Raw genomic sequence first — 23,914 nt, 5'->3', positions numbered from 1 at the left:
ACTCCAGCATGCGGCGAAAAGCGCCCCAGCCGCAGTCGGAGATCGCCTTGGCCAGGCTCCGGTTGCGCACCATGCCCTTGACGTTGAGGTCTTCGATCACGATCACGTCGTGGTCACCGACCAGCCGCGCCGAGGTACGGTGCAGGAAGTCGGCGCGGGAGGCGCGGACCTCGCGGTGCGCACGGGCGACCTTGGCCCTGGCCTTGGCCCGGTTGTTGGAGCCGCGCTTCCTGCGGGCCTCGCGCCGCTGGTAGCGGGCCAGATTGCGTTCCCGTTTCGCCAGGTGGCGCGGGTTGGCGATCTTCTCGCCGTCGGAGGTGACGGCGAAGTCCTTCACCCCGACGTCCACGCCCACCACCCGGCCGGTCGCCGGAGCCTGCCCGGGATCGGCGACGTCGACGGCGAGGTCGACGGCGAAGGAGGCGTACCAGCGGCCGCATGGATCGCGCGAGATGGTCACCGTTGTCGGGTCGATCGTCACCGGATCGATGCCCGGCCAGGACCACACGAACGCCGGCGGGACGTCCATTTTCGCCAGGAGCAGCCGCCCGTCGCGGTAGCGGAAGGCCGAGCGGGTGTACTCGGCGCTCTGGCGCCCGGTGCGGGACTTGTAGCGCGGATACCTGGCGCGTCCCGCGAAGAAGTTCGTGAACGCGACCTGCTGATGGCGGATCGCCTGCTGCAGCGGAACCGACGACACCTCATTCAGCCACGCCAGCTCATCGGTGGCCTTCAGCGCGGTCAGGTAGGCATTGGCCTGGGTGAAGCCGGTCTTGGCGCCTTCGCCGTGGTAGCGGGCGTGCCGCCAGGCCAGGGTGCGGTTCCACACCACGCGCACGCAGCCGAACGTGCGACTCAGCATGGCCGCCTGCTCGGGGGTGGGGTAGACCCACACCTTGCATGCCGTACGTATGTTCGAACCCTATCAGAGTTGTTGGATCAGATACCGGCGCGACACCGTCCCCCGTTTTCTCCCGCCCCTGAAGGACCAGTTTCCACAGTCAAGGAGTTTTGATGAGTGGTCATCCCGCCGGAGCGAGCGCGAGCCCGTTCAGGCAGCCGAAAGCGGTGTTCGCCGTCGCCTTCGCCTGCGTGGTCTCGTTCATGGGCATCGGGCTGGTCGACCCGATCCTGCCCGCGATCTCCCACGAGCTGAACGCCACGCCCAGCCAGGTCACGCTGCTCTTCACGAGCTACCTGGTGGTCACGGCCGTCGCGATGCTGATCACCGGCTGGGTGTCCAGCCGCATCGGCGCCAAGTTCACGCTGATGGCCGGCCTGGTGCTCATCGTGGTGTTCAGCGCGCTGGCCGGGGCGTCGCCGAGCATCGGGGCGATCGTCGGCTTCCGGGCCGGCTGGGGCATCGGCAACGCGTTGTTCATCGCCACCTCGCTCGCGGTCATCGTGGCCTCGGCCAGCGGCGGCTTCGCGGGCGCGATCATCCTGTACGAGGCCGCGCTCGGCCTCGGCATCGCGGTGGGCCCGCTGCTCGGCGGCCTGCTCGGCCACGTGAGCTGGCGCGGCCCGTTCTACGGGGTGTCGGTGCTGATGGCCGTCGCGCTGATCGCCACCGTCGTGCTGGTGGAGCGGACGCCGCGACCTCAGCGCAAGACCAGCCTGCTGGACCCGCTGCGCGCGCTGCGGCACCGCGGCCTGCTGACCATGTCGCTGACCGCGCTCTGCTACAACTGGGCGTTCTTCACCGTCCTCGGCTACGCCCCGTTCCCGATGGGGCTGGACGCCATCCAGCTCGGCTTCGTCTTCACCGGCTGGGGCCTGCTCGTCGCGCTGTTCTCGGTGTTCGGCGCACCCTGGCTGCAGAGCCGCTTCGGCATCGCCCGGACGCTGTACGCCAACCTCGCCCTGTTCGCGGTGACCGTGCTGGTCATCGCGATCTGGACGACGCATCCACCGGTGCTGGTGACCGCGGTGATCGTGGCCGGGGTCTTCATCGGGATCAACAACACCGTCACCACGCAGGCCGTGATGACCGTCGCCCCCGTCGAGCGCCCGATCGCGTCGGCCGCCTACGGGTTCGTCCGCTTCATCGGCGGCGGCCTCGCGCCGTTCGCGGCGGGCAAACTGGTCGAGCTCACCAACATTCACGTGCCGTTCTTCATCGGGGCGGGGGCGCTGGTGCTCGGCATCGTGATCCTGTCCACCGCGCACGGGCACCTGGTCGAGGCCGAGCGCGTCCAGGCCGAAGGCGGCCAGGCCGCCTCCGAGCCCGCCACCTCCGAGCCCGGCGTCGCCGCGCGCACCGGGGCCGTCCTGGTCACCCTGAACGGCGACACCGAGGACGACCGCGGCGGCCCGACGGCGAGCGGCGGCGGGGCGCCGATCGTGGCGGCGATCGACGGCTCCCCCGCGGCCGTCAGGGTGACCGAGGCCGCCGCGCGGCTGGCCGCGCTCGCCGGCAGGTCCGTCCACCTGCTGCACGCCCAGGAGGGCGCCGTCACCGGCGAGGGCGCGGCGGAGGGCGAGAGCCTGGAGGCGTCCAGGGCGACGGTGCAGCGGCACCTGGAACTGCTCGCCCGCAGCGACGTCCCCGCCGTCGGGCACGTGCTCCTCGGCGCCTGCGACCACGGCGGCGCCGGGCGGCTGGTCGCCGAGCACGCCAACCAGATCGGCGCGAGCGTCATCGTGGTCGGTGCGCCCACCCACGGCGGCATCGCCGCCCTGATGGACGCCAGCGCCGGGCGCGAGCTGGGCCGGCACGCCCGCTCGCACCTGTTCATCGTCAACCCGGCGCCCGTTCCCGCCGGGGCCGCCGAGCGACACGCGGACAGCGTCGCCTGAACCATCGACAGCGGTCGAGCCCGTCGGCGTTCCCGCCCTGACGTTCTGGGCTTGACGTTCTGGGCTTGACGTTCTGGCTCTGCCGCTCAGGCGGTCGGCGTGCCGGTGGCGTCAGGCCGGCTGGGGGACGTCGCCGGCCCGCTCGGAGCGGCTGAGCGCCGCGTTCCTGGTCTCGCGCATCGTCAGGTACACCACCAGCGAGACCGCCGCGCAGCCGGCGACGTACCAGAAGAAGCCGGACTCCACGCCGGCGTCCTTGAACCACAGCGCCACGTACTCCGCCGTGCCGCCGAACAGCGCGTTGGCGATGGCGTAGGGCAGGGCGACGCCGAGCGCGCGCACATGGGTCGGGAACAGCTCGGCCTTCACGCAGGCGTTGATCGAGGTGTAGCCGGTCACGATGACCAGCGCGGCCAGGGAGAGCAACAGCGCTTGGCCGACGGTCTCGGCGCCCTGGAGCGCGGTCATGATGGGCACGGTGCCCAGCATCGAGCCGACGCCGAAGCCGATCAGCAGCGGCCGGCGCCCGATGCGGTCGGACAGGGCGCCCGCGAGCGGCTGGAGCAGGCAGAAGATCGACAGGGCGACGAAGCTGACCAGCGTGGCGTCCGACTTGGACAGGCCCACGGTGTTGGACAGGTACTTGGTGAGGTAGGTGGTGTAGGTGTAGTAGGCCACGGTCCCGCCCATGGTCAGCGCCACCACCAGGGCGAACTCCCTCTTGTGTGACAGCAGCCCCTTGATCGTGCCGCGCCGCGCGGGCGCCGCGGTCTCCTCCTCCTCGAACGCCTCGGTCTCCAGCAGGCCGCGCCGGATGTAGAGCACCACGACGGCCCCCACCGCGCCCACGGCGAACGGGACGCGCCAGCCCCAGGAGTGCAGCGTCTGGTCGGTCATGGTGTGCTGGAGCGCCATCAGCAGGCCGAGGCCGATCAGCTGGCCGATGGTCATTGAGACGTACTGGAAGCTGGAGGAGAATCCGCGCCGGCGGGGGTGGGAGGCCTCGGTGAGGTAGGTGGCGCTCGCCGCGTACTCCCCGCCTACCGACAGGCCCTGCAGCAGCCGGGCGAGCAGCAGCACCGCGGCGCCGAAGTAGCCGACCTGCGCGTAGGTCGGGGCGACGGCGATCAGCAGCGCGCTCAGCGACATGAGGGTGACGGTGAGGGTGAGCGCGGCCTTGCGTCCCCTGCGGTCGGCGTACCTGCCGAGCAGCCAGCCCCCGACGGGACGCATGAAGAAGCCGACCGCGAAGATGCCGGCGGTGTTCAGCAACTGCGCCGTGGCGTCGCCCTTGGGGAAGAACGACGCCGCGAAGTAGGTGGCGAAGCTGGCATAGGCGAACCAGTCGTACCACTCGACCATGTTGCCGATGGAGCCGCCGAGCACGGCCTTCCAGGGGGTGCGGGACACGGGCACCGGGGGCTGTCCGGTCACGGTCACAGGGAGCCTCCTCGTGAGGGACGGCGACGCCTCGCCGCAGCCTCACATACCCAGCGCTCCCCCAGCCCAACAGCCGCGGAGCCCGCTTCTTACCGGAGACCCTGACTTCGGGAGAGGGTCACAGTACGAGAGAGCCGGTCTCCGGATGCCCATCGCGTCCCATGCTCCGCCGGGCGAACCCGGCCACGGCGCGGCTCACCAGCGCGCCTGACCTGGAGCCCGGCAGGGTGTGCGGAGCCGGGCCGGGCGGCCTCGCGGAGGCGCTCGTGCCCTGGGCGGCGCGGACGTGGTCAGAGCAGGCGGCGGATGTCGCCGTAGGCACGGTAGTAGCCGCCGCGCTCGGAGGAGCGGACGCCCTCGACCAGGTAACGCGCCCCGGCCTCGCGCACGCCCTTCGGGAACTGGACGTTCCACCCCGGGTCGTAGCCGGGGCTCAGGACGCGCACCCGCAGCCGGTCGCCCTCGCGGACGCACTCGACCATGATGCCGCCGTCGGCGTGCGAGACGGAGACGCTCTCCAGGACGGCGGAGGGCCGCACCACGGCCAGGGAGGAGGCGGCCTTGACGTCCACCGGCTCAGGGACGGTGCCGCCCTGGGCCGCCCTGATCGCCTCCTCGTTCGCGTCGACGCAGGCCAGCGTGCCGTTGGTGGTCACGATGTAGAGGCGGTCGTCCAGGAACTGCATCGAGTACGCCGAGCCGCACCCGGTGGCGAGCTTCCACAGCCGGTTGCCGGACCGGTCGAAGCAGTAGACCGAGGAGTGGTTGTCGCCGGCGAAGACGAACCGCCCGTCGGGAGCGGCGGCGCAGGAGAACACCGCGCCGTCGCAGGTGTAGACCGCCTCGACGGCGCCGTCGCGCTTGCCCAGGCGGTACACCTTGTTGTGGCTGGTGCCGGCGTAGACCGCGCCGTGGTCCTGCCAGCCGAACAGCACCTGTCCGTCGAGGCCGGTGTGCCAGACCGGCGTGCCGTCGGCGGCGTCGTACCGCGCGACGCCGCGCGAGTGGCCGTGGTAGACGGCCTCCTGGTCGCAGCGCACCATCCACGCCGCGCTGCCTTCGCCGGTGCGGGCCCACTGGAACTCGTCCTCGTGGTCGATCGTGGTGATGCGCCCCTCCCGGTCGGAGACGCCGAGCACGCCGTCGTCGATGTCGAGCCAGTAGATGTCGACGTCCTCGGCGATCTCGTAGGCCACCCGCGGCACCTTGCCGCTCAGGTCGTACACCTTGCCGTCGTCGGCGCCGGCGTAGATCCAGAAGTCGTCGGCGACGATGCACTTGACGCCGTCGGGCAGGCGGAAGTGGCCGGTGACGGTGCCGCCGTGGGTGACGGTGTAGACGTCGCCGCTCTGGTTGCCGACCCAGCAGCGGTCCTCGTCGACGAAGATGCCGAACGCGGCGGCGCCGCTGGCGAAGCGCCACAGCACCGGGGCCTGGCTGGCGGTGGAGCGGCCGCTCACCATGGTCCTGCGGGTGACCGCGCGCCGCTGCCGCATCCCGCGCACGGCGGGCGCGTATCCCTTGCGGATCTTCTCGCCGACCTTCCTCGCCGCGGCGGCCTCGGCCTTCTCGGCGCTCGCGAACGCCGAGACCTTGGTCTGGCCCTGCTCGCCGATGCGCCCGTAGGTGATGGTCACCTGGGTGCCCAGAACCGCCACCTCGTAGAACTTGTGGGCGCTTCCGGCGTCCTCGGAGAGCTCCAGGTACGTAGTCTGCGGCGCCATGCCGGCCGTCCCTTCCTTGATCGAATGCGGGGGAGCGTACGGGAGCCGTCCGACAAAAAACGCCGAATACCCAAAACCCATGTTTACCTGCGGTGATGCGGGCAAAGCCCACAAAAGGGGGAACGCGCCATCGCACGGGAGGCAGAGCCATGGCGAACGTGTTCGAGTTTCTGGAACGGGATCACCAGGACGTCAAGCGGATGCTGGTCGAGCTGGAGGACATGCCCGTCACCGGCGACGGGGACGAGCGGATGCGGCAGCGCAAGCAGCAGGTGCGCCGGCTCATCATCGAGGAGTCCAAGCACGAGGCGGTCGAGGAGGAGTACTTCTGGCCCGTCGTGCGGCACCTGGTCCCGCACGGCGACGAGCTGGCCGAGCACGCGATCAAGCAGGAGCAGCGGGCCAAGTACACCCTCAACGACCTCATCGACTACGAGCCCGGCGAGTCCAGGTACGAGGACATGCTGACGGAGTTCATCGCCGAGGCGCGCGAGCACATCGCCTACGAGGAGGAGCAGGTCTGGCCGGAACTGCGCCTGGTGATCAGCCCCGACCGAGCCATGGAGCTCGGCACCAAGATGGAGAAGGCGAAGAGGATCGCCCCGACCCGGCCGCACCCGCACACGCCGCCGAACCCGGGGCTGCTCAAGGCCGCAGGGTTGTTCGTGGGGGCCGCCGACCGCATCCGCGACATGGTCGCCGCCCGCGCGCGGCACTGAGCCGCCCCGCGCCCGGCCCCGGGACGCCGCCCGCACCGACGCCCCGGGGCGGGGCCCCGCGCACCACCGCGATCCACGGCGAGACGGCGGACACCTCGCGAAGACCGCCGCCCCGCGTGAGGCGACCACTTGCCGCGAGTGGGTCGTCCCGCGCGGGGCGTCGTCTCAACCGGTGTCTCAACCGACGCCTCGACCGGCGCCTCAGCCGGTCGCGAGCCGGGACAGGAAGCGGGCGGCGACCGGCGCCGCGACCGCCGCGCCGGTGCCCCCGCCCTCGACGATGACCGCGAACGCCAGGTCGTCCCGGTAGCCGATGAACCACGAGTGGGTCGGCGGCATGCGGCCCGACCCGTACTCGGCCGTGCCGGTCTTGCCTGCCGTCCCGCCGGGGAAGTCCACGCCGCTCGCGGTGCCCTCGCTCACCACGGCGGGCATCAGGTCGCGCAGGGCGCGGACGACCGCGGGCTCCAGAACGCGCGGCGCCGACCCGCCCGCGGGGACCAGCGACGGCGGGACGAGCCGGGGCTGGCGCCAGGTCCCGTCGGCGATGGCGGCGGCCACGGCGGCCATGTTCAGCGGGCTGGCCAGCACGCGGCCCTGGCCGATCGCCGCCGAGGCCAGGTCGGTGTCGTCGCGCGGAGCGGGGAAGGCCGCGCGCACGGCCGGCACCCCGGGAGTGATCGGCGCGCCGAATCCGAAGCCGCGCGCCACCTCGGCCAGCCGCGCGCCGCCGAGCCGGTCCACCGCCAGGCTGCCGAAGGTGGTGTTGCACGAGTGGGCGAAGGCGTCCTCCAGGGACAGCCGCCCGAAGTCGTGGAACTCGGCGTTGTGGAAGGCGAACCCGCCGATGGTCCGCTCGGGCGGGCACTCGACGGTGTCGCCGGGGGCCATGCCACCGGCGACCAGCGCGGAAGCGGTCACCACCTTGAACGTCGACCCCGGCGGATAGGCGCCGAGCAACGCGCGGTTGAAGCCGCCCGGCCGGTTGACCGCGGCCAGCACCTCGCCCGTCGAGGGACGCAGCGCCACCAGCGAGGCGGGTTTGCGCACCCCCTCCAGCGCCGCCGCCCCCGCCCGGTGGACCCGCAGGTCGATGGTGGTGCGCAGCGGCGTGCCCGGCGCGGCCTTCCCGGCCGCCACCGTCTCGACGGCCCGGCCGTCCTTGACGATCTCCACGCGGGCCGACGGCCTGCCCTTCAGCCGGGAGCCGTACTCGGCCTTGAGCCCGTCGACGATCTGGAGCACCGAGCCCGGGGCGGTGGGCGTGTCGATGCGGGCGCCGTCGGCGGCGAGGATCGGTGCGGGCTCCGCCGGCACCTGGGTGACCCGGAAGCGCGCGCCGGCCGTGAGGTCGCGGTGCAGTGAGGAGGGTGAGAAGGACACCTTCCACGCGCGGTCCCGCTCGACCAGCCGCAGGGTGGCGGTGTACCCGAAGTCGACCGGACCGCGCAGGTCGGCGCGGAAGTCCACCGTCGTCGCCGTCCCGCCCTCCTTGACCGCGCCGGGCGTGAAGCGGGCGGAGGTGAGGCGCAGGTCGTCGTGGAAGCGGCGGTACCACTGCTCGAAGTCGCCCGGCGGTGCGGCCACCATGGCGCGCATCGCGGTGTAGTCGCTCTTGGACCAGGCGGCCAGGTAGAGGGCGGCGGTCTCCTGCGCCGACCCCTCGGTGCGCAGTGCCCACACCACCCCGCCCGCCACGGCCAGCGGCACCAGCGCCATGGCGGTCACCACTGTCACTCGTCTCATCGTTCCCCCTTCGACTCAGAGGAGGACAGCAGACGATTGACCGTTATGTCCAATATTGCTATGCACGTCATTTTCATACGGATCTGGATATAGTCGCTGGTGATGGACCTGGTACGGCACCTGCGCTACTTCACCGTCGTCGCCGACGAGCTGCACTTCGGCAACGCGGCGGTGCGGCTCGGCATGGCGCAGCCGCCGCTCAGCCAGCGCATCAAACGCCTGGAGGACGAACTGGGCGTGCGCCTGTTCGACCGCTCCAGCCGCCAGGTCCGGCTCACCGAGGCGGGCCGGCTGCTGCTCGCCGAGGCCCGCGACATCGTCGAGCGGGTGGACGCCATCCCCGCGCTGCTGGCCCGCGCGACCGGCGGCGGCGCCACGCTGCGCGTCGGCGTGCCGCCCGACCTGGGCGGGTCCGCCATCGCGGCCCTGCTCGCCGGCTTCCGCGAGGCCCACCCCGAGGTGCGGCTCGGCCTGATCGAGATGGGCACGGCCGACCAGGTGGGGGCGCTGAGCGACGGCGCCCTGGACGGCGGCGTGATCCGCCACCCGGTGAGCGCCCCCGGGCTGCGGTTCGGGCCCGTGCTGGTCCAGCACCCGGGCGTGCTGCTCGCCGAGGACGACCCGCTGGCCGCGTTCTCCTCGGTCCACCTGGCCGACCTGGCGCCGCGCCACCTGGTGCTGTTCCCCCGCGAGAGCGAGCCGGGACTGCACGAGGAGACGCTGTCGGAGTGCCGCCGCCACGGGTACGTGCCCGGCGAGGTGCACATCGGGCGGCACCCGCAGTTCACGCTGGGGCTGGTCATGTCCGGCACGGCCGTGGCCTTCGGCCCCCGCGCCGAGCAGGCCGGCGTCGCCTGGCGGCCGCTGCTCGGCGCCCCGCTGGCCTGGCGGGTGTCGGTCGCCTGGCAGCGCACGTCCCAGGCGTTGGAGGAGTTCGGCGCGGTGGCCCTGCGCGTCCTGCGGGACAATGCCGGGATGGTCCACGAGGGAACCGCGCCGCCCCGCGCGGTCAGGCCGCGCCCGGCGTCCGGCCTGCTCGCATGACCCGCGAGGACCGGGCCCCCGCCGCGCACGACACCGCCGCCGGGCCTTCCCGCCCGGACGGTCGGGGCGCCCGTACGCGGCCTCCCGACCTCGCGTCCGTCTTCCGCGCCGCCGCGGTCACCGGCAGCCTGCACGCGACCGACCTGGACACCGGGGCGCAGGTCGGCGTGCGGGCCGACGACCCGGTGGTGCTCGCGTCGGTGTTCAAGCTCCCCCTGCTGGTCGAGTTCTACCGGCAGGCCGAGGCGGGACTGCTCGACCCGGCGCTGCCGTGCCGCGTCGAGCCCGGCGAGCGCACGGCGGGCGGCACGGGGCTGGCCGCCATGCTCGACGGGGCCACCCTCTCGCTGCGCGACCTGGCGTACCTGATGATCGCGGTGAGCGACAACGCCGCCGCCGACGTCGTGGCCCGGCACGTCGGGCTGGAGGCGGTGAACGCCATGCTCGCCCGGTTCGGACTGCCTGGGACGTTCGTCGAGCACGACTGCCGCGGCATGCTCGCCGCGCTGGAGGCCGACCTCGGACCGCTGGAGGGACCACCGCACCCGCGCGACCTGGCCCGCCTGCGCGTGCTCGACCCCGCCACCACCAACCGCAGCACGCCGCGCGAGATGACCCGGCTGCTCGGCATGGTCTGGCGGGACGAGGCGGCGGGCCCCGAGGCGAGCGCCGCGATCCGCCGCCTGCTCGGCCTGCAGGTGTGGCCGCACCGCCTGGCCTCCGGGTTCCCCTACGACGACGTGGTGGTCAGCGGGAAGACCGGGTCACTGCCGACCCTCCGCAACGAGGTCGGCGTCGTGGAGTACCCCGACGGCGGCCGCTACGCGGTCGCGGTCTTCACCCGCTCCATCGGCACGGCCCAGCACCAACCCCGAGCCGACGCCGCCATCGGCCTGGCCGCCCGCGCCGCCATCGACCACCTCCGCACCCTCTGACCCCGCGAAGATCCCGGCACTCGGAAAGCCTCCCAGACTGTACGCATGGATCATTTCTTGCGCGTAACCGTGTATCCCTCTGTCTCCAGGTAGGCGATGGCGGTATCCATGTCACGCCTGATCGCCGCCTTGAGCTGCATCTGATGGAACTTGCGTCGGCCTGGTCCGATCGCCTCAGCCCATCCCGGCTTGCCTTCGACGACACGTTCGCTCACGAGGAACTCGATCACGTCCTCCAGGCACCAGCGGAAGCGGCGGTGACCGGCCGGGAAGTGCAGGCGGTGCAGTCCCCGTTCCAGAAGTTCTCCACCCCACTGCTTGAGGACGGACGAGTCGCCGTACACCTGGATGCGGGCCTCCGGGTAGCCATCTGCCTTGTTGCGCTCATAGTCGAAGTGACAGAGACGTCCTTCGCCCTCAGGGTCCGCATAGATGGCCACGAAGGAGGACAGCACGGTCAGGTACTCGCCCTCAGGGTCGTAGCAGAACCGAAACGACAGGTCCATCCATGGCCTGACGCGGCTCCCCGGGAGATACCGGAGGGGGAAGGGCTCCGGGATCAGGTTCGACTTCGTCAACCCCTTGGCGACGATGACGACGTTGCGGTCTCGGGGGGAGATGACCGCGGAAATCCGGACGTGATCACAAATGGTCGCGTTAAGAGTACGTTGGACGTATTCTCCGAATTTTCGTGCCTCGTTGTGAAGCTTCGCCCCATCAGTACTCGCGGATGAGGAGCCAGAGCTTGCGGTGCTGGAGCGAGTCGAACCGGCGCTCTTTAGCCTGTCGAGCCAGTTCGTCATAGGTGACACCCAGCCCGTGCAGCGCCTGCTCCTTCGCCGCCTCGTACTCCTCGTGCGTCAGCTCGATGACTTCCACGTCGTCGGGCTGCTGTGGGTCCATATGTTGTAAGACTGCCATCTTGACCTCCTCCCAGACCTCCGCTGAGCCACGTGAATCGGTCTGCTGTTGTCAAGGTAACCCCGGCGTCCGACAGAAAACACCGGCCACCACAGTCACGGATCGATCACTCAACGTTATTTCACGCTCTGCGACGATCCATAGGCCAGACGAGAGACAGTAGTCCCGCCCGTTGCCATGACCCCGGTAACAGGAGCGAGAAGTTGGAGCCCTATCTGTCGCCGGTGCCGGCGAGGCGTTCCCGAGCGGCGGAGAGATACCCGTCTGAGCCTTGAGGCCTTTCCGGCGGAGCCGGCGAGAGCGGCGATCGCCTGTGGGGCGTGCCTTCCGGCGGGCCGGTCGTGGCCCGCCGGAAGGCGGCGGTCTGTGTCAGTCGACGTCGACCCAGTCGAGGGTGCGTTGTACGGCCTTCTTCCAGCCGGCGTAGCCCTTCTCGCGCTGGTCCTCGGTCCAGGTGGGCTGCCAGCGGCGGTCCTCGTTCCAGTTGCGCTTGAGTTCCTCGGTGGAGCCCCAGAACCCCAGCGCCAGCCCGGCGGCGTACGCGGCGCCCAGGGCCGTGGTCTCGGCGACGACCGGCTTGGACACCGGGACGCCGAGGACGTCGGCCTGGATCTGCATGCACAGCTCGTTGGCGGTCACGCCGCCGTCCACGCGCAGCACGTCCAGGCGCACGCCCGAGTCGTTCTCCATCGCCTCGACCACGTCGCGGCTCTGGTAGCAGATCGCCTCCAGCGTCGCGCGGGCGATGTGGGCGTTGGTGTTGTAGCGGGACAGCCCGACGATGGCGCCGCGCGCGTCGGAGCGCCAGTACGGGGCGAACAGCCCGGAGAAGGCGGGCACGAAGTACACCCCGCCGTTGTCCTGCACCTGCCGGGCGAGCTGCTCGCTCTGCGCCGCGCCGGAGATGATGCCGAGCTGGTCGCGCAGCCACTGGACGGCCGACCCGGTGACGGCGATCGAGCCCTCCAGCGCGTAGACCGGCTTCTCCTGGCCGAACTGGTAGCAGACGGTCGTCAGCAGGCCGTGCTGTGAGCGGACCAGCTCGTTGCCGGTGTTGAGCAGCAGGAAGTTGCCGGTGCCGTAGGTGTTCTTGGCCTCGCCGACGCCGAAGCAGACCTGGCCCACGGTGGCCGCCTGCTGGTCGCCGAGGTCCCCCGAGAGCGGGACCTCCCCGCGCAGCGGGCCGGTGGCGCGGGTGACGCCGTACAGCTCAGGGTTGGAGGAGGGGCGGATCTCGGGGAGCATCGCGCGGGGGATGCCGAAGAACGACAGCAGCTCGTCGTCCCAGTCGAGGGTTTCGAGGTTCATGAGCATGGTGCGGCTGGCGTTGGTGGGGTCGGTGACGTGCACGCCGCCGTCGGTGCCGCCGGTGAGGTTCCACAGCAGCCAGGTGTCGGTGTTGCCGAAGACGGCCTCGCCCGCCTCGGCGTCCGCGCGCACGCCGTCGACGTTCTCGAGGATCCACTGGATCTTGCCGCCGGAGAAGTAGGTCGCCGGGGGCAGGCCGGCCTTGGCGCGGATGACCTCGCCCTTGCCCTCGCGTTCCAGTGCGCTCGCGATGCGGTCGGTGCGGGTGTCCTGCCAGACGATGGCGTTGTAGTAGGGCCGGCCGGTCCTGCGGTTCCACACGACGGTCGTCTCGCGCTGGTTGGTGATGCCGAGCGCCACCAGGTCGGCCGCCGAGAGGTTCGCCTTGCCCAGCGTGGTCTCGGCGACCGCGCGGGTGCGCTCCCAGATCTCCACCGGGTTGTGCTCGACCCAGCCGGCCTGGGGCAGGATCTGCTCGTGTTCGAGCTGGTGGCGGGCGATCTCGTTGCCGCCGTGGTCGAAGATCATGAAGCGGGTGCTCGTCGTGCCCTGGTCGACTGCTCCGACGAAGTCAGCCATGGATGATCGCCTCCTTCAGTGGCCCGGCCACTGGCGGGCCTCGCGCCTTTCACGCCGTCCACGCCCTGCACGGCGTCCTGCCGTCCTGCCGTCTGCCGTCCTGCCCTCTGCCGTCCTTCCGTCCTGCCGTCTGCCGCTAGGCCCTGAGGGTCCCATCGGACGCTTCCCTCTCGGTGGGCACGGTACCCGGCTCCGGCTCGCCCGGCTCGGGCAGGAATCGTGCGACCAGCGCCTGGTACAGCCCGGCGCCCAGCACGCCGCCGATGACCGGGGCCACGATCGGCACCCAGAAATAGAGGTTGCCGTACTGATCTCGCCACGCCGACCCGTACCCGGTCAGGTAGGAGGCCAGTCGCGGCCCGAAGTCGCGGGCCGGGTTGATCGCGTAGCCGGCGTTGGTGCCCCAGGCCATGCCGATCGCCACCACGATGAGCCCCACCACGAACGGGGCGAGGTTGGCGGCCGGAGCGCTGTTGGCCAGGTCGGTGACGGCCAGGACCAGGAACAGCAGGATGGCCGTGCCGATCACCTGGTCGCGGAAGGCCCCCCACTCGTGCACCGGCAGCGTGCCGTTGCCCGGCAGGGTGGAGAAGACCCCCTGCGTCTTGATCGTGTGGCCGGGGTCGGCCTGGGCGAGGACCTCGGTGTAGTTCCACCGCACCAGGAGCGCCGCGACGAACGCGCCCGCGGTCTGGGCGAGCGAGTACGGCAGCACCTTGCGCCATGCGAAGCCCTTGAACACCGCCAGGGCGATCGAGACGGCCGGGTTGAGGTGGGCGCCGCTGATGCGGCCCGCGGTGTAGACGCCGAGCGTCACGCCGAGGCCCCACGCCCAGGCGATGCTGTCGTGGTCGCCGAGGCCGCCGGCCACGACCTGGGCCACGACGGCCGTTCCGATGAGAATCAGGATCAGAGTGCCCGCGAACTCCGCGGCCAGCTCACCGAGCAGGCTGGGGGATCGTTTCGGTCCGGCCATGTCGTCTCCTCACGTGTCGCCGTACGACTCGCCGTTGTGCCTGACCGCCGCGGAGGCGACGGCGGGCCGTTACCATCGGCCGTCAAGCGGAGGAGCTGGGCGCCCGCCCGTCTGTTCAACCTGCAGCAACACTGCACCGAAGGACGAGAAAGCCATGTTCACGAACGGGTCAAGAAAATTTTTCGCGTAGTTCGTGACTTCCCCGGGTTCGTCCGCCGTCGTCCCGGTATCCGCACCGATCACGTTTTCGATTATGAGCGGCTGACGGAGAATTTCCACCCCGCGGCAACGACGAGGTCAAGGTCGCCTGGTGGCGGGCGTACCACGATCGCCGTAGCGAAGGACGGTCCCCCCGGACGAGGAGGAAGCGGCGCCGCGGCCGTACCGTGGTGGGCGTGAGTCGCGTGACCCGGCTGCGCGAGGCCGTCTCCTCCCACCCGTACCTGGTGGACACCCTCATCGCGTGCCTGACCTTCGCGGGGACCGTCCTCGGGCCGCCGGCCGGTCACCGGCCCCGCGTGGACCTGCCGCCGATCCCCGGCCCGGCCCCGGCCGCGGTGGCCCTGGCGGCGGCGATGTGCCTGGCGCTGGTGTTCCGCCGCGCCTCCCCTCGCCTGGTCGCCGCGCTGGCCGTGGCGGGCTCGGTGACACTGCTGATCACGGGCGGCCCCCGCCCCCCGTTCGACCTGGTCTCGGCCGTGGCCCTGGTCACCCTCGCCGTCCACACCCCCCGCCGCGTCTCGTGGACATGGGGCGTGGTCGCCGCGCTCGTCCTCGGCGGCACCCGCATCGTCCTGTCCGGCGACGCCTGGCTCACCCCGCAGGTGGCCGGGCAGATCGCGTGGATCGGCATGGCCATCGCCGTCGGCGACGCCGTGCGCAGCCGCCGCGCGTACATCGCCGCCGTGGTGGAGCGCGCCCGCCGCGCCGAGCAGACCCGCGAGGAGGAGGCCGAGCGCCGGGTCATGGAGGAGCGGCTGCGCATCGCCCGCGAGCTGCACGACGTGCTGGCCCACCACATCGCGCTCATCAACGTGCAGGCGCAGGTGGCCGCGCACGTCATGGACGCCGAGCCGCGGCAGGCGCGCGAGGCCCTCGGCCACATCCGCCAGGCCGGGCGGGCGGCCCTGGACGAGCTGCGCACCACGGTCGGGTTGCTGCGCCGGCCGGGCAGCGCCGAGGAGCTGCCCACCGAGCCCGCGCCCGGGCTGGACCGCCTGCCCGAGCTGATCACCTCCTTCACCGCGGCGGGCATGGACGTGGACTGCCATCTGGAGGGCACCCCCCGGCCGCTGCCCTCCCCGGTGGAGCTGACGGCGTTCCGCGTCGTGCAGGAGGCGCTGACCAACGTGAGCAAGCACGCCGGCCCGGCCACGACGCGGGTGCGCATCGCCTACGGGCGGCGCGAGCTGACCGTCGAGGTCAGCGACGACGGCCGGGGCTGCGCGGCGGTCCCGGGCGCCACCCCCGCCGCGGACGGCCCTCCGGACGGCTCCCCGGGCTCCCTGGACGGTCTCGCGCCGGCCGGCACCGGGCACGGGCTGGTGGGCATGCGCGAGCGGGCCCTGTCGGTGGGCGGGACGTTCAGCGTCGGCCCCTCACCCGGCCGCGGCTTCCGCGTCCACGCGGTCCTGCCCGCTCCCGCGGCGAGCGCCGTATGACCGTCCGCGTGCTGCTCGCCGACGACCAGGCCCTCGTGCGGGCCGGCTTTCGCGTCCTGGTCGACTCCGCTCCCGACCTGGAGGTGGTCGGCGAGGCCGACACCGGCCACGAGGCGGTGCGCCTCGCCCGGGACACCAGGGCCGACGTGGTGCTGATGGACATCAGGATGCCCGGGATGGACGGCCTGGCCGCCACCCAGGCGATCACCTCCGACGCCGACCTCGCGGGGGTGCGGGTGCTGGTGCTGACCACCTTCGAGATCGACGAGTACGTCTTCGCCGCGCTGCGCGCGGGCGCCAGCGGGTTCCTCGGCAAGAGCGTCGAGGCCGGCGAGCTCCAGGACGCCATCCGTGTCGTGGCGCGCGGCGACGCCCTGCTGTCCCCCGGCGCCACCAAGGGGCTCATCGCCCGCTTCCTGTCGGCGCCCGGAGCCCGGCCCGACCACACCCCCGAGCACCTGGACGTGCTCACCGACCGCGAGCGCGAGGTGATGACGCTGGTCGCCGCCGGGCTGACCAACGACGAGATCGCCGACCACCTGGGCATCAGCCGCATGACCGCCAAGACGCACGCCAACCGGGCGATGATCAAACTGGGCGCGCACGACCGTGCCCAGCTGGTCGTGATCGCCTACGAGACGGGCCTCGTGCGCCCCCGCGCGCGGTAGCCCTCCCGCTCCCCTACGACGTTCGCGGTAGGACAAGACCCTCCCAGCGACGGACACCCTTCGCCCAGGCGGCGATGAGCCTTGAAGTACGGTGCCGGGCGACCGGCCCGCGACCGCGAGCGGCGCCCCTCCCACAGGCGCCGGCCGCCCCTGCCGAACCCGACCAAGAGATGGACCGATGTCGTTACTCGCCAGACTGAGCCTCGCCAACCGCGGCCTGGTCGCCCTCATCACGATCGTGGTGGCCGCCTTCGGGGTGTACACCATCCCCGCGCTGAAGCAGCAGCTCCTGCCGTCGCTCTCCTTCCCCACCGTGTCGATCGTCGCCTCCTATCCCGGCGCGGCGCCGCAGATCGTGGAGGACGGCGTCACCCGCCCGCTGGAGGACGCCGTGCGCGGGCTGTCCGGCGTGACCGGCGTGAACTCGACCTCCCGCGAGTCCAGCGCGACCGTCCAGGTGCTGTTCGACTACGGCACCGACATCGACGCGGCCCAGAACCGCATCCAGCAGGCCATCGGCCGCGTGCAGACCCAGCTTCCCGACGGGGTGGACCCGCAGGCCGTCACGGGCAGCACCGACGACCTGCCGGTGATCCAGCTCGCCGCCAGCTCGGCCGGCGACCAGCGGCGGCTGGCCGACCGGCTCACCGCCGAGGTCGTCCCGGCGCTCAGTGGGGTCGAGGGGGTGCGCGAGGTGTCGGTCTCCGGCACCCGCGACGAGGTGATCACCATCGAGCCGGACGACGACGAGCTGGCCGAGCACGGGCTGAGCGCCTCCTCGATCGCCTCGGCCGTCCAGTCGGCCGGCACTCCGGTGCCCGCGGGCACGCTGACGAAGTCGGACAAGTCCCTCAGCGTCCAGGTGGGCACCAAGCTCGGCTCGGTGCAGGACATCAAGAACCTCTACCTCACCCCGCCCGCCGCCGCCCAGGGACAGGGTCAAGGGCAGGGGCAAGGACAGGGCCAGGCGTCCGGGCAGGGCCGGGCGGGCGCGGGCGGCCAGGGTGGCGTGCCCGGGGCGTCCGGGACCGCGGGCGCCGCCGGAACCGCGGCTTCGCGGGCTCCTCGGGCGCCCGCCAAGCCCAAGCCCGTGCGCCTGGGCGACGTGGCCACCGTCAAGCTCGGGGTCGCCGACTCCACCACGCTGACCCGCACCAACGGCCGGCCGAGCCTGGGCATCGCGGTCACCATGAAGTCCGGCGGCAACGCGGTGTCGATCTCGCACGACGTGCGCGCGAAGCTGCCCGCGCTGGCCTCCGCCTTGGGCGACGACGCCAGGTTCACCGTGATCTTCGACCAGGCGCCGTCGGTCGAGCAGGCCATCGAGAGCCTGACCACCGAGGGCCTGCTCGGCCTGGCCATGGCCGTGCTGGTGATCCTGGTGTTCCTGTTCTCGCTGCGGTCGACCATCGTGACGGCCGTGTCCATCCCGCTGTCGGTGCTGATCGCGCTGATCGCCCTGTGGATCCGCGACTATTCGCTCAACATGCTCACCCTCGGCGCGCTGACCATCGCGATCGGCCGGGTGGTGGACGACTCGATCGTGGTCCTTGAGAACATCAAGCGGCACCTGTCCTACGGCGAGCCCAAGCGCCAGGCCGTCGAGAACGGCGTGCGCGAGGTGGCGGGCGCGGTGACCGCCTCCACGCTGACCACCGTCGCGGTGTTCCTGCCCATCGCCTTCGTCGGCGGCCTGGTCGGCGAGCTGTTCAGCCCGTTCGCGATCACCGTGACGGTGGCGCTGCTCGCATCGCTGCTGGTCGCGCTCACCGTCGTCCCGGTGCTCGCCTACTGGTTCATGAAGGCGCCCAAGGACGGCGACTCCGAGGCGATCAGGCGGGCGGCGGACGAGAAGGAGCGCCGGGGCCTGCTCCAGCGCGCCTACGTCCCGGTGATCCGCTTCGCGACCCGGCACCGGATCACCACGGTCGCCATCGCCATGGTGATCTTCATCGGGACGCTGGGCCTGGTGCCGATGATCCGCACCAGCTTCATCGAGGACTCCGGTCAGAACACCATCAGCATCCGCCAGACCTTCCCGGTCAGCACCTCCCTCGCGGCGGCCGACGCCATGGCCAAGAAGGTCGAGCAGGTCGTCTCGGGCACCAGCGAGGTGGCCTCGTACCAGGTCACCGTGGGCGGCGGCGGAGGCATCGGCTTGGGCGGGCGCGGCCGTAATGGCGGGACCTCCCGGGCCAGCTACTCGCTGACGCTGCGCGACGGCGCCGACGCGGGCGCGGTCGAGCGCCGGCTGACCGACCGGCTCGCCGCCACGCCGGGCATCGGCGAGGTCGGCGTCGGCCAGGCCGGCGGCTTCGGCGGCAACGCGCTGCAGGTCGTCGTGCGCGCGGCGGAACTGGACACCCTGCGCACCGCCGCGCAGACCGTCCAGCGGGCCATGGCCGGCGTTCCGGACGTCGCCGAGGTGACCAGCAGCGTCGCCGACACCGCGCCCCGCATCGACGTCACGGTCGACCGCAGGAAGGCCGCGGTGAAGGGCCTCAGCGAGGTCGCCATCGGACAGGCTGTGGCGCAGGCGTTCAGGGGCAGCACGGTCACCCAGATCGCCCTGGACGGCACCACGGCCGACGTCGTGCTCCGGCCCGGCAAGGCGCCGGCCTCGCAGGCCGACCTGCGCGACCTGAAACTCGCCGGCACGGTCGAACTCGGCGACGTCGCCACGGTCAAGCAGGTCAACGGGCCGGTCGAGGTCACCCGCATCGACGGCGACCGCAGCGCCACGGTGTCGGGCAAGTCCACCGGCGCCGACCTCGGCGCCACCACCGCCGAACTGCGCAAGCGGGTGGACGCGCTGTCGCTCCCGGCGGGCGCCTCCGTCGAGATCGGCGGCGTCAGCGCCGACCAGGCGGAGGCGTTCGGCAGCCTCGGGCTGGCGCTGGTGGCGGCGGTCGCGCTGGTGTTCTTCGTCATGGTGGCGACCTTCCGCAGCCTGGTGCAGCCGCTGCTGCTGCTGGTCTCGATCCCGTTCGCCGCCACCGGGGCGATCGGCCTGCTGCTGGTGACCGACACCTCGCTCGGCCTGGCCGCGATGATCGGCATGCTGATGCTCGTCGGCATCGTCGTCACCAACGCGATCGTCCTGATGGACCTGGTCAACCAGTACCGCGAGCAGGGCATGCCCCTGCACGAGGCGGTCGTCGAGGGCGGCCGGCGGCGGCTGCGGCCCATCCTGATGACGGCGCTGGCGACGATCTTCGCGCTGCTGCCCATGGCGCTCGGCATCACCCAGGGGGGCGGCTTCATCTCCCGGCCGCTGGCCGTCGTGGTGATCGGCGGCCTGATCAGCTCCACGCTGCTCACCCTCGTGCTGGTGCCGACGCTGTACACGATGGTCGAGAACCGCAAGGAGAAGGCCCGCGCCCGGCGCGAGCGCCGCAAGGGCGGGACGCCTCTGCCGCCCCCGCGGGAGGAGACGCCCAGCGAGCCCGCCGTGAGCGCGCCGGGCCACGCCTGACCCGCTACCGGGTGAGGAGAAAGCGCCGGCCGTCCATCGCGGCGACCGGCGCTTTCCCGGTTCAGAACCCAAATTGGCCATTGTCTTTCCAATACCGGCGACTTAGCGTCTTTACGTACCGATTACCCGGTTGTTACGCGGAGTGTCGACGCGGGCACTCCGCCCTCTGGACCAGGAGGTTCCCTCCCGATGGCGAAGCCGCTGGGCGTACAGCTTTACACCGTTCGTGACCAGGTGAAGGTCGATCGTGACGAGGTGTTACGGCGGATAGCGGACATCGGATACGGCGCCGTCGAGGCCTACGACCCCACCGACGACCCCAAGGGATTCCGCAGGACCGCCGACGAGCTCGGGCTCACCGTGCCGAGCACGCACGCCTACGCGCTGCTCTCGCAGGAGCCGGACGCCGTCCTGGACGCCATCGCGACCGTGGGCGCCGACCTGGTGATCATCCCGGGCGGCATCCCCGAGGAGGACTTCACCACCCGCGACGGCCTCGACCGCACCGCCGACCTGCTCAACGGCCTGGCCGAGCACGCCGGCCGCTACGGCATGCGGCTCGGCTACCACAACCACTGGTGGGAGATCGAGCCGAAGATCGACGGCGTCCACGCCATCGAGGCGCTCGCCGAACTGCTCGCCCCCGGCGTGTTCCTGGAGATCGACACCTACTGGGCGGCCGTGGGCGGCGCCGACGTGCCCGCGCTGCTCGGGCGGCTCGGGGACCGCGTCCTGGCTCTGCACGTCAAGGACGGCCCCGGCGTCAAGGGCCAGGCCCACACCGCCCTCGGCGAGGGCGTGATGCCGGTGCCGGACTTCCTCGCCGCCGCCCCCGGCGCGCTGCGCATCGTCGAGCTCGACAACTGCGACACCGACATCTACGAGGCCCTGGCCAAGAGCCACGCCTACCTCACCGAGCTGGAGCGCGCATGACCGGCGGGCCCGTCGGCGTCGCCCTCGTGGGCGCCGGCGCGATCAGCGACGCCTACCTGCGCAACCTCACCACCTTCCCCGACGTGCGGGTGCTCGGCGTCGCCGACCTCGACGTCGCGCGAGCGGAGGAGAAGGCCCGCGCGTACGGCGTGCCCGTGGCCGGCGACGTGGACGCCGTCCTGGCCGTCCCCGAGGTGGAGATCGTCGTCAACCTCACCATCCCCGCCGCGCACGCCGCCGTCGCCACCGCCGCCCTGCGCGCGGGCAAGCACGTCTACGGCGAGAAGCCGCTGACCCTGGACCCCGAGGAGGGCGAGAAGCTGCTGGCCGAGGCCGCCGAACGGGGCCTGCGGGTCGGCAACGCGCCCGACACCTTCCTCGGCGCGGGCCTGCAGTCGGCCCAGCGGGCCCTCGCGTCCGGCCTGATCGGCGCGCCGGTCGCCGCGACCGCCGTCATGCAGAACCCCGGCCCGGAGTCCTGGCACCCCAACCCGGAGTTCCTGTTCCAGCGCGGGGCGGGCCCGCTGTTCGACATCGGGCCGTACTACCTGACCGCGCTGGTCGCCGCGCTCGGGCCGGTGGCCAAGGTCGCGGCCACCGCCCGCAAGGCCCGCCCGTACCGGGTGATCGGCTCGGGCCCGAAGGGCGGCACGCGCTTCGCCGTGGAGGTGCCCACGCACGTCATGGCGCTGCTCGACTTCGCGGGCGGGGCCAGCGCGTCCTCGACGTTCAGCTTCGACTCCCCCGCGCACGTGACGATGATCGAGATCATCGGCACCGAGGGCAGCCTGTCGCTGCCCGACCCCAACACCTTCGGCGGGCCGCTGAAGGTGCGCGCGGCCGGCGACGACGACTGGCGCGAGCTGCCGGTGGAAGGCACCACCGTCGGACGCGGCCTCGGCGTGCTGGACATGGCGCGGGCGCTGCGCGGCGGCGTGCCGCACCGCGCCTCCGGCAGCCTCGCCCTGCACGTGCTGGAGGCGATGGCCGCCATCGCCGGCTCGGCCGAGGACGGTGAGTTCCGGCACCTGTCCACGACGGTCCGCGAACCCGAGCCGCTCCCCGCCGACTGGAACCCCGAGGAGGCCACCCTCTCCTGACGGGAGCGCCGGGTCCCCTGATCGGGCGGACCCGGCGCCCGGCCCGCCTCAGACGGCCAGCGCGCGGGCGAGCAGCGTCTGGAGGGTGATCGCGCCCAGCAGCACGCCCTCCTCCACGACGGCGATCAGCGGGCTGCGGGTGCGGGCCATCAGGGCGGCCACCTCCAGCACGGTGGCGTCCGGGTCGGTGATCGGCAGCTCGCGCGGCTGCTCGGGCAGGCACTCGCCCACCGTGCGGCCGCCGAGCGCGCGGACGAACGCGTCGGCCTGGTCCTCGTCGATGACGCGGGCCAAGGCCGGGTCGTCCTGGCAGTAGCGCGGCACGGCCAGCCGCAGCACCTGCGTGCCGGGCAGTACGCACAGCGGCCTGCCGTCACCGTCCAGGACGATCAGGCCGGGCAGGTCCTGCTCGGCGAGCAGCCGGGCCGCCTCCGCCGCGGGAGTGCCGGCCGTCACCGTGGGAAAGCCGCAGACAAGATCACGCGCGTGCACCGAAGACCTCCTTGCCGAGCCTAACCGGCGAGATAGCGCAACCACAGGTACGGAGCCGCCAGCCCCACGGTCACCACCGTGACCACCAGGCCGTACTTGGTGAACTCCCAGAAGCTGATGCGGACGCCGTTGCGGGCGGCGATGCCGAGCACGACCACGTTGGCCGACGCGCCCACCGCCGTCGCGTTGCCGCCCAGGTCGGCGCCCAGGGCGAGCGCCCACCACAGCACGTCGCCGGACGGCCCGCTCACGTGGGCCAGGTCGGCGACGATCGGGCTCATCGTGGCGACATAGGGAATGTTGTCCACGATCGCCGACAGCACGGCCGACCCGCCCAGCAGCCCCATCGTGGCCGGCAGCAGGCTGCCCTCGGTCGCCGAGGCCGCCGCCTGCGACACCTGGCCGATGACGCCGGTCTCCACCAGAGCGCCCACCATGACGAACAGGCCCATGAAGAACACCAGCGTGGCCCACTCGACGTCGCGGATCGCCTCCTCCACCGTCACCCTGGTCGCGGCGACGAGCAGGCCGGCGCCGAGCAGCGCGACGACCGCGGGCTCGTAGTGCAGCACCGGGTGCAGGACGAACGCGGCGATCACCACGGCGAGCACCGCGAGGCTCTGCGTCAGCAGGCGGTGGTCCGCGATGGCCTCGCGCTCGTTCAGTTTCATGATCTGCAGCGCCCGCGCCGGGTCGTACACGAACGCCGACCGGAACAGCCACCTGCACAGACCGACGAAGACCACCAGCACCACGACGATGAACGGCGCCAGGTGCACCAGGAAGTCGTTGAAGGTGAACCCGGCCCGGCTGGCGATGATGATGTTGGGCGGGTCGCCCACCAGCGTCGCGGTGCCGCCGATGTTGGACGCCATCACCTCGGCGATCAGGAACGGCGCCACCGGCAGCGCCAGCCGGTCGCACACCAGGAAGGTGACCGGGGCGATCAGCAGCACGGTGGTGACGTTGTCCAGCAGCGCCGACGCCAGCGCCGTGATCACGATCAGCATGACCATCAGCCGGAACGGCCTGCCCTTGGCCCGTTTGGCCGCCCAGATCGCGACGTACTCGAACACGCCGGTCTGCTTGAGCACGCCTACGATGATCATCATGCCGAGCAGCAGGAAGATGACGTTCCAGTCGATGCCCGAACGCTCGGAGAAGAACGCCGACCGGCCGTCCACCGCGTGGATCAGCAACATCAGCCCGGCGCCGCCGAGCGCGGCGGCCGTGCGATGGATGCGCTCGGTCGCGATCAGCCCATAGACGGCGACGAACACGACGACGGCGGCGACAGCGATCACAGGCGAACCTCCGGGAAGCCGGTCTGGGCAACGTCAGCAGAACCGCCGACCAGACTTCCCGGCACACCTGACAACTCTCCAAGAACCCTA

General features: G+C 71.9%; 19 protein-coding genes. 9 read left to right on the top strand and 10 right to left on the bottom strand.

The window, feature by feature from the left end:
* Window positions 1-862, bottom strand: an 862-nt coding sequence (locus tag ACFQSB_RS30895) for an RNA-guided endonuclease InsQ/TnpB family protein (protein ID WP_380830390.1), incomplete at its 3' end; no start/stop codon positions are given.
* Between the two features lie 152 nt (window positions 863-1,014).
* On the opposite strand from ACFQSB_RS30895, the gene ACFQSB_RS30890 reads away from it, so the two are divergent.
* Entirely contained in the window at window positions 1,015-2,799 is a 1,785-nt protein-coding gene (locus ACFQSB_RS30890) for an MFS transporter (protein ID WP_380830388.1), read from the top strand.
* 111 nt (window positions 2,800-2,910) lie between these two features.
* Here the strand turns inward: ACFQSB_RS30890 and ACFQSB_RS30885 are convergent, their stop codons facing one another.
* Entirely contained in the window at window positions 2,911-4,239 is a 1,329-nt protein-coding gene (locus ACFQSB_RS30885; protein WP_380830386.1) for an MFS transporter, read from the bottom strand.
* 290 nt (window positions 4,240-4,529) lie between these two features.
* Window positions 4,530-5,963: a WGR domain-containing protein gene (locus ACFQSB_RS30880; protein ID WP_380830384.1), complete on the bottom strand. Its 1,434-nt coding sequence runs from the start codon at window positions 5,961-5,963 to the stop codon at window positions 4,530-4,532.
* A 149-nt stretch (window positions 5,964-6,112) separates the two neighbouring features.
* Here ACFQSB_RS30880 and ACFQSB_RS30875 point away from each other — a divergent pair, with 149 nt between their 5' ends.
* Complete coding sequence (locus ACFQSB_RS30875; protein WP_354848253.1) at window positions 6,113-6,682, top strand: hemerythrin domain-containing protein; 570 nt, start codon at window positions 6,113-6,115, stop codon at window positions 6,680-6,682.
* A gap of 201 nt (window positions 6,683-6,883) precedes the next feature.
* Here ACFQSB_RS30875 and ACFQSB_RS30870 read toward each other — a convergent pair whose 3' ends face one another.
* Window positions 6,884-8,428 carry a penicillin-binding transpeptidase domain-containing protein gene (locus ACFQSB_RS30870; RefSeq protein ID WP_380830381.1) on the bottom strand — a complete coding sequence of 515 codons (1,545 nt, stop codon included), beginning with the start codon at window positions 8,426-8,428 and terminating at the stop codon, window positions 6,884-6,886.
* 102 nt (window positions 8,429-8,530) lie between these two features.
* Between ACFQSB_RS30870 and ACFQSB_RS30865 the strand changes: the two genes are divergently transcribed.
* The gene (locus tag ACFQSB_RS30865; protein WP_380830380.1) at window positions 8,531-9,472 is read left to right on the top strand and encodes a LysR family transcriptional regulator; all 942 of its coding nucleotides are present in this window, start codon (window positions 8,531-8,533) and stop codon (window positions 9,470-9,472) included.
* Window positions 9,469-10,407, top strand: a complete 939-nt coding sequence (locus ACFQSB_RS30860) for a serine hydrolase (protein WP_380830378.1) — start codon at window positions 9,469-9,471, stop codon at window positions 10,405-10,407. The genes ACFQSB_RS30865 and ACFQSB_RS30860 overlap by 4 nt, the downstream gene beginning before the upstream one ends.
* 50 nt (window positions 10,408-10,457) lie before the next feature.
* On the opposite strand, the gene ACFQSB_RS30855 is transcribed toward ACFQSB_RS30860, so the two are convergent.
* The 4 genes from ACFQSB_RS30855 to ACFQSB_RS30840 form a co-directional block, all read right to left on the bottom strand.
* Window positions 10,458-10,913 (bottom strand): hypothetical protein, encoded by a 456-nt coding sequence (locus ACFQSB_RS30855; protein ID WP_380830376.1) that lies wholly within the window; start codon window positions 10,911-10,913, stop codon window positions 10,458-10,460.
* Window positions 10,914-11,124: 211 nt separating this feature from the next.
* Window positions 11,125-11,328, bottom strand: a complete 204-nt coding sequence (locus ACFQSB_RS30850; protein ID WP_380830374.1) for a hypothetical protein — start codon at window positions 11,326-11,328, stop codon at window positions 11,125-11,127.
* Window positions 11,329-11,697: 369 nt separating this feature from the next.
* A complete protein-coding gene (gene glpK / locus ACFQSB_RS30845; protein WP_380830372.1) occupies window positions 11,698-13,215 on the bottom strand; it encodes a glycerol kinase GlpK in 1,518 nt (505 codons plus the stop codon).
* Window positions 13,216-13,351: 136 nt separating this feature from the next.
* Window positions 13,352-14,191 carry an MIP/aquaporin family protein gene (locus tag ACFQSB_RS30840; RefSeq protein WP_380830370.1) on the bottom strand — a complete coding sequence of 280 codons (840 nt, stop codon included), beginning with the start codon at window positions 14,189-14,191 and terminating at the stop codon, window positions 13,352-13,354.
* 395 nt (window positions 14,192-14,586) lie between these two features.
* Between ACFQSB_RS30840 and ACFQSB_RS30835 the strand changes: the two genes are divergently transcribed.
* The 5 genes from ACFQSB_RS30835 to ACFQSB_RS30815 all read left to right on the top strand — a co-directional run bounded on the left by ACFQSB_RS30835 (window position 14,587) and on the right by ACFQSB_RS30815 (window position 22,028).
* Entirely contained in the window at window positions 14,587-15,852 is a 1,266-nt protein-coding gene (locus tag ACFQSB_RS30835) for a sensor histidine kinase (protein WP_380830368.1), read from the top strand.
* Window positions 15,849-16,520, top strand: a complete 672-nt coding sequence (locus ACFQSB_RS30830) for a response regulator transcription factor (RefSeq protein WP_354848219.1) — start codon at window positions 15,849-15,851, stop codon at window positions 16,518-16,520. The genes ACFQSB_RS30835 and ACFQSB_RS30830 overlap by 4 nt, the downstream gene beginning before the upstream one ends.
* A 178-nt stretch (window positions 16,521-16,698) precedes the next feature.
* Window positions 16,699-19,995: an efflux RND transporter permease subunit gene (locus ACFQSB_RS30825; RefSeq protein ID WP_380830366.1), complete on the top strand. Its 3,297-nt coding sequence runs from the start codon at window positions 16,699-16,701 to the stop codon at window positions 19,993-19,995.
* A gap of 189 nt (window positions 19,996-20,184) precedes the next feature.
* On the top strand, window positions 20,185-20,928 hold the full coding sequence (locus ACFQSB_RS30820) for a sugar phosphate isomerase/epimerase family protein (RefSeq protein ID WP_380830364.1): 744 nt from the start codon (window positions 20,185-20,187) through the stop codon (window positions 20,926-20,928).
* Entirely contained in the window at window positions 20,925-22,028 is a 1,104-nt protein-coding gene (locus tag ACFQSB_RS30815) for a Gfo/Idh/MocA family protein (protein ID WP_354848211.1), read from the top strand. The genes ACFQSB_RS30820 and ACFQSB_RS30815 overlap by 4 nt, the downstream gene beginning before the upstream one ends.
* 48 nt (window positions 22,029-22,076) lie before the next feature.
* Here the strand turns inward: ACFQSB_RS30815 and ACFQSB_RS30810 are convergent, their stop codons facing one another.
* Together ACFQSB_RS30810 and ACFQSB_RS30805 are read right to left on the bottom strand one after the other, a co-directional pair.
* Window positions 22,077-22,520 carry a CBS domain-containing protein gene (locus ACFQSB_RS30810; RefSeq protein ID WP_354922437.1) on the bottom strand — a complete coding sequence of 148 codons (444 nt, stop codon included), beginning with the start codon at window positions 22,518-22,520 and terminating at the stop codon, window positions 22,077-22,079.
* 20 nt (window positions 22,521-22,540) lie between these two features.
* Window positions 22,541-23,824 carry an ArsB/NhaD family transporter gene (locus ACFQSB_RS30805; RefSeq protein ID WP_380830362.1) on the bottom strand — a complete coding sequence of 428 codons (1,284 nt, stop codon included), beginning with the start codon at window positions 23,822-23,824 and terminating at the stop codon, window positions 22,541-22,543.
* Between the last annotated feature and the right edge of the window lie 90 nt (window positions 23,825-23,914).

Origin of the sequence: Sphaerisporangium rhizosphaerae (genome assembly GCF_042665155.1) — a bacterium.
GTDB lineage: Bacteria > Actinomycetota > Actinomycetes > Streptosporangiales > Streptosporangiaceae > Sphaerisporangium > Sphaerisporangium rhizosphaerae.
Note: the sequence above shows the minus strand (reverse complement) of the source record. Positions and strands in the feature narration are given on the sequence as shown.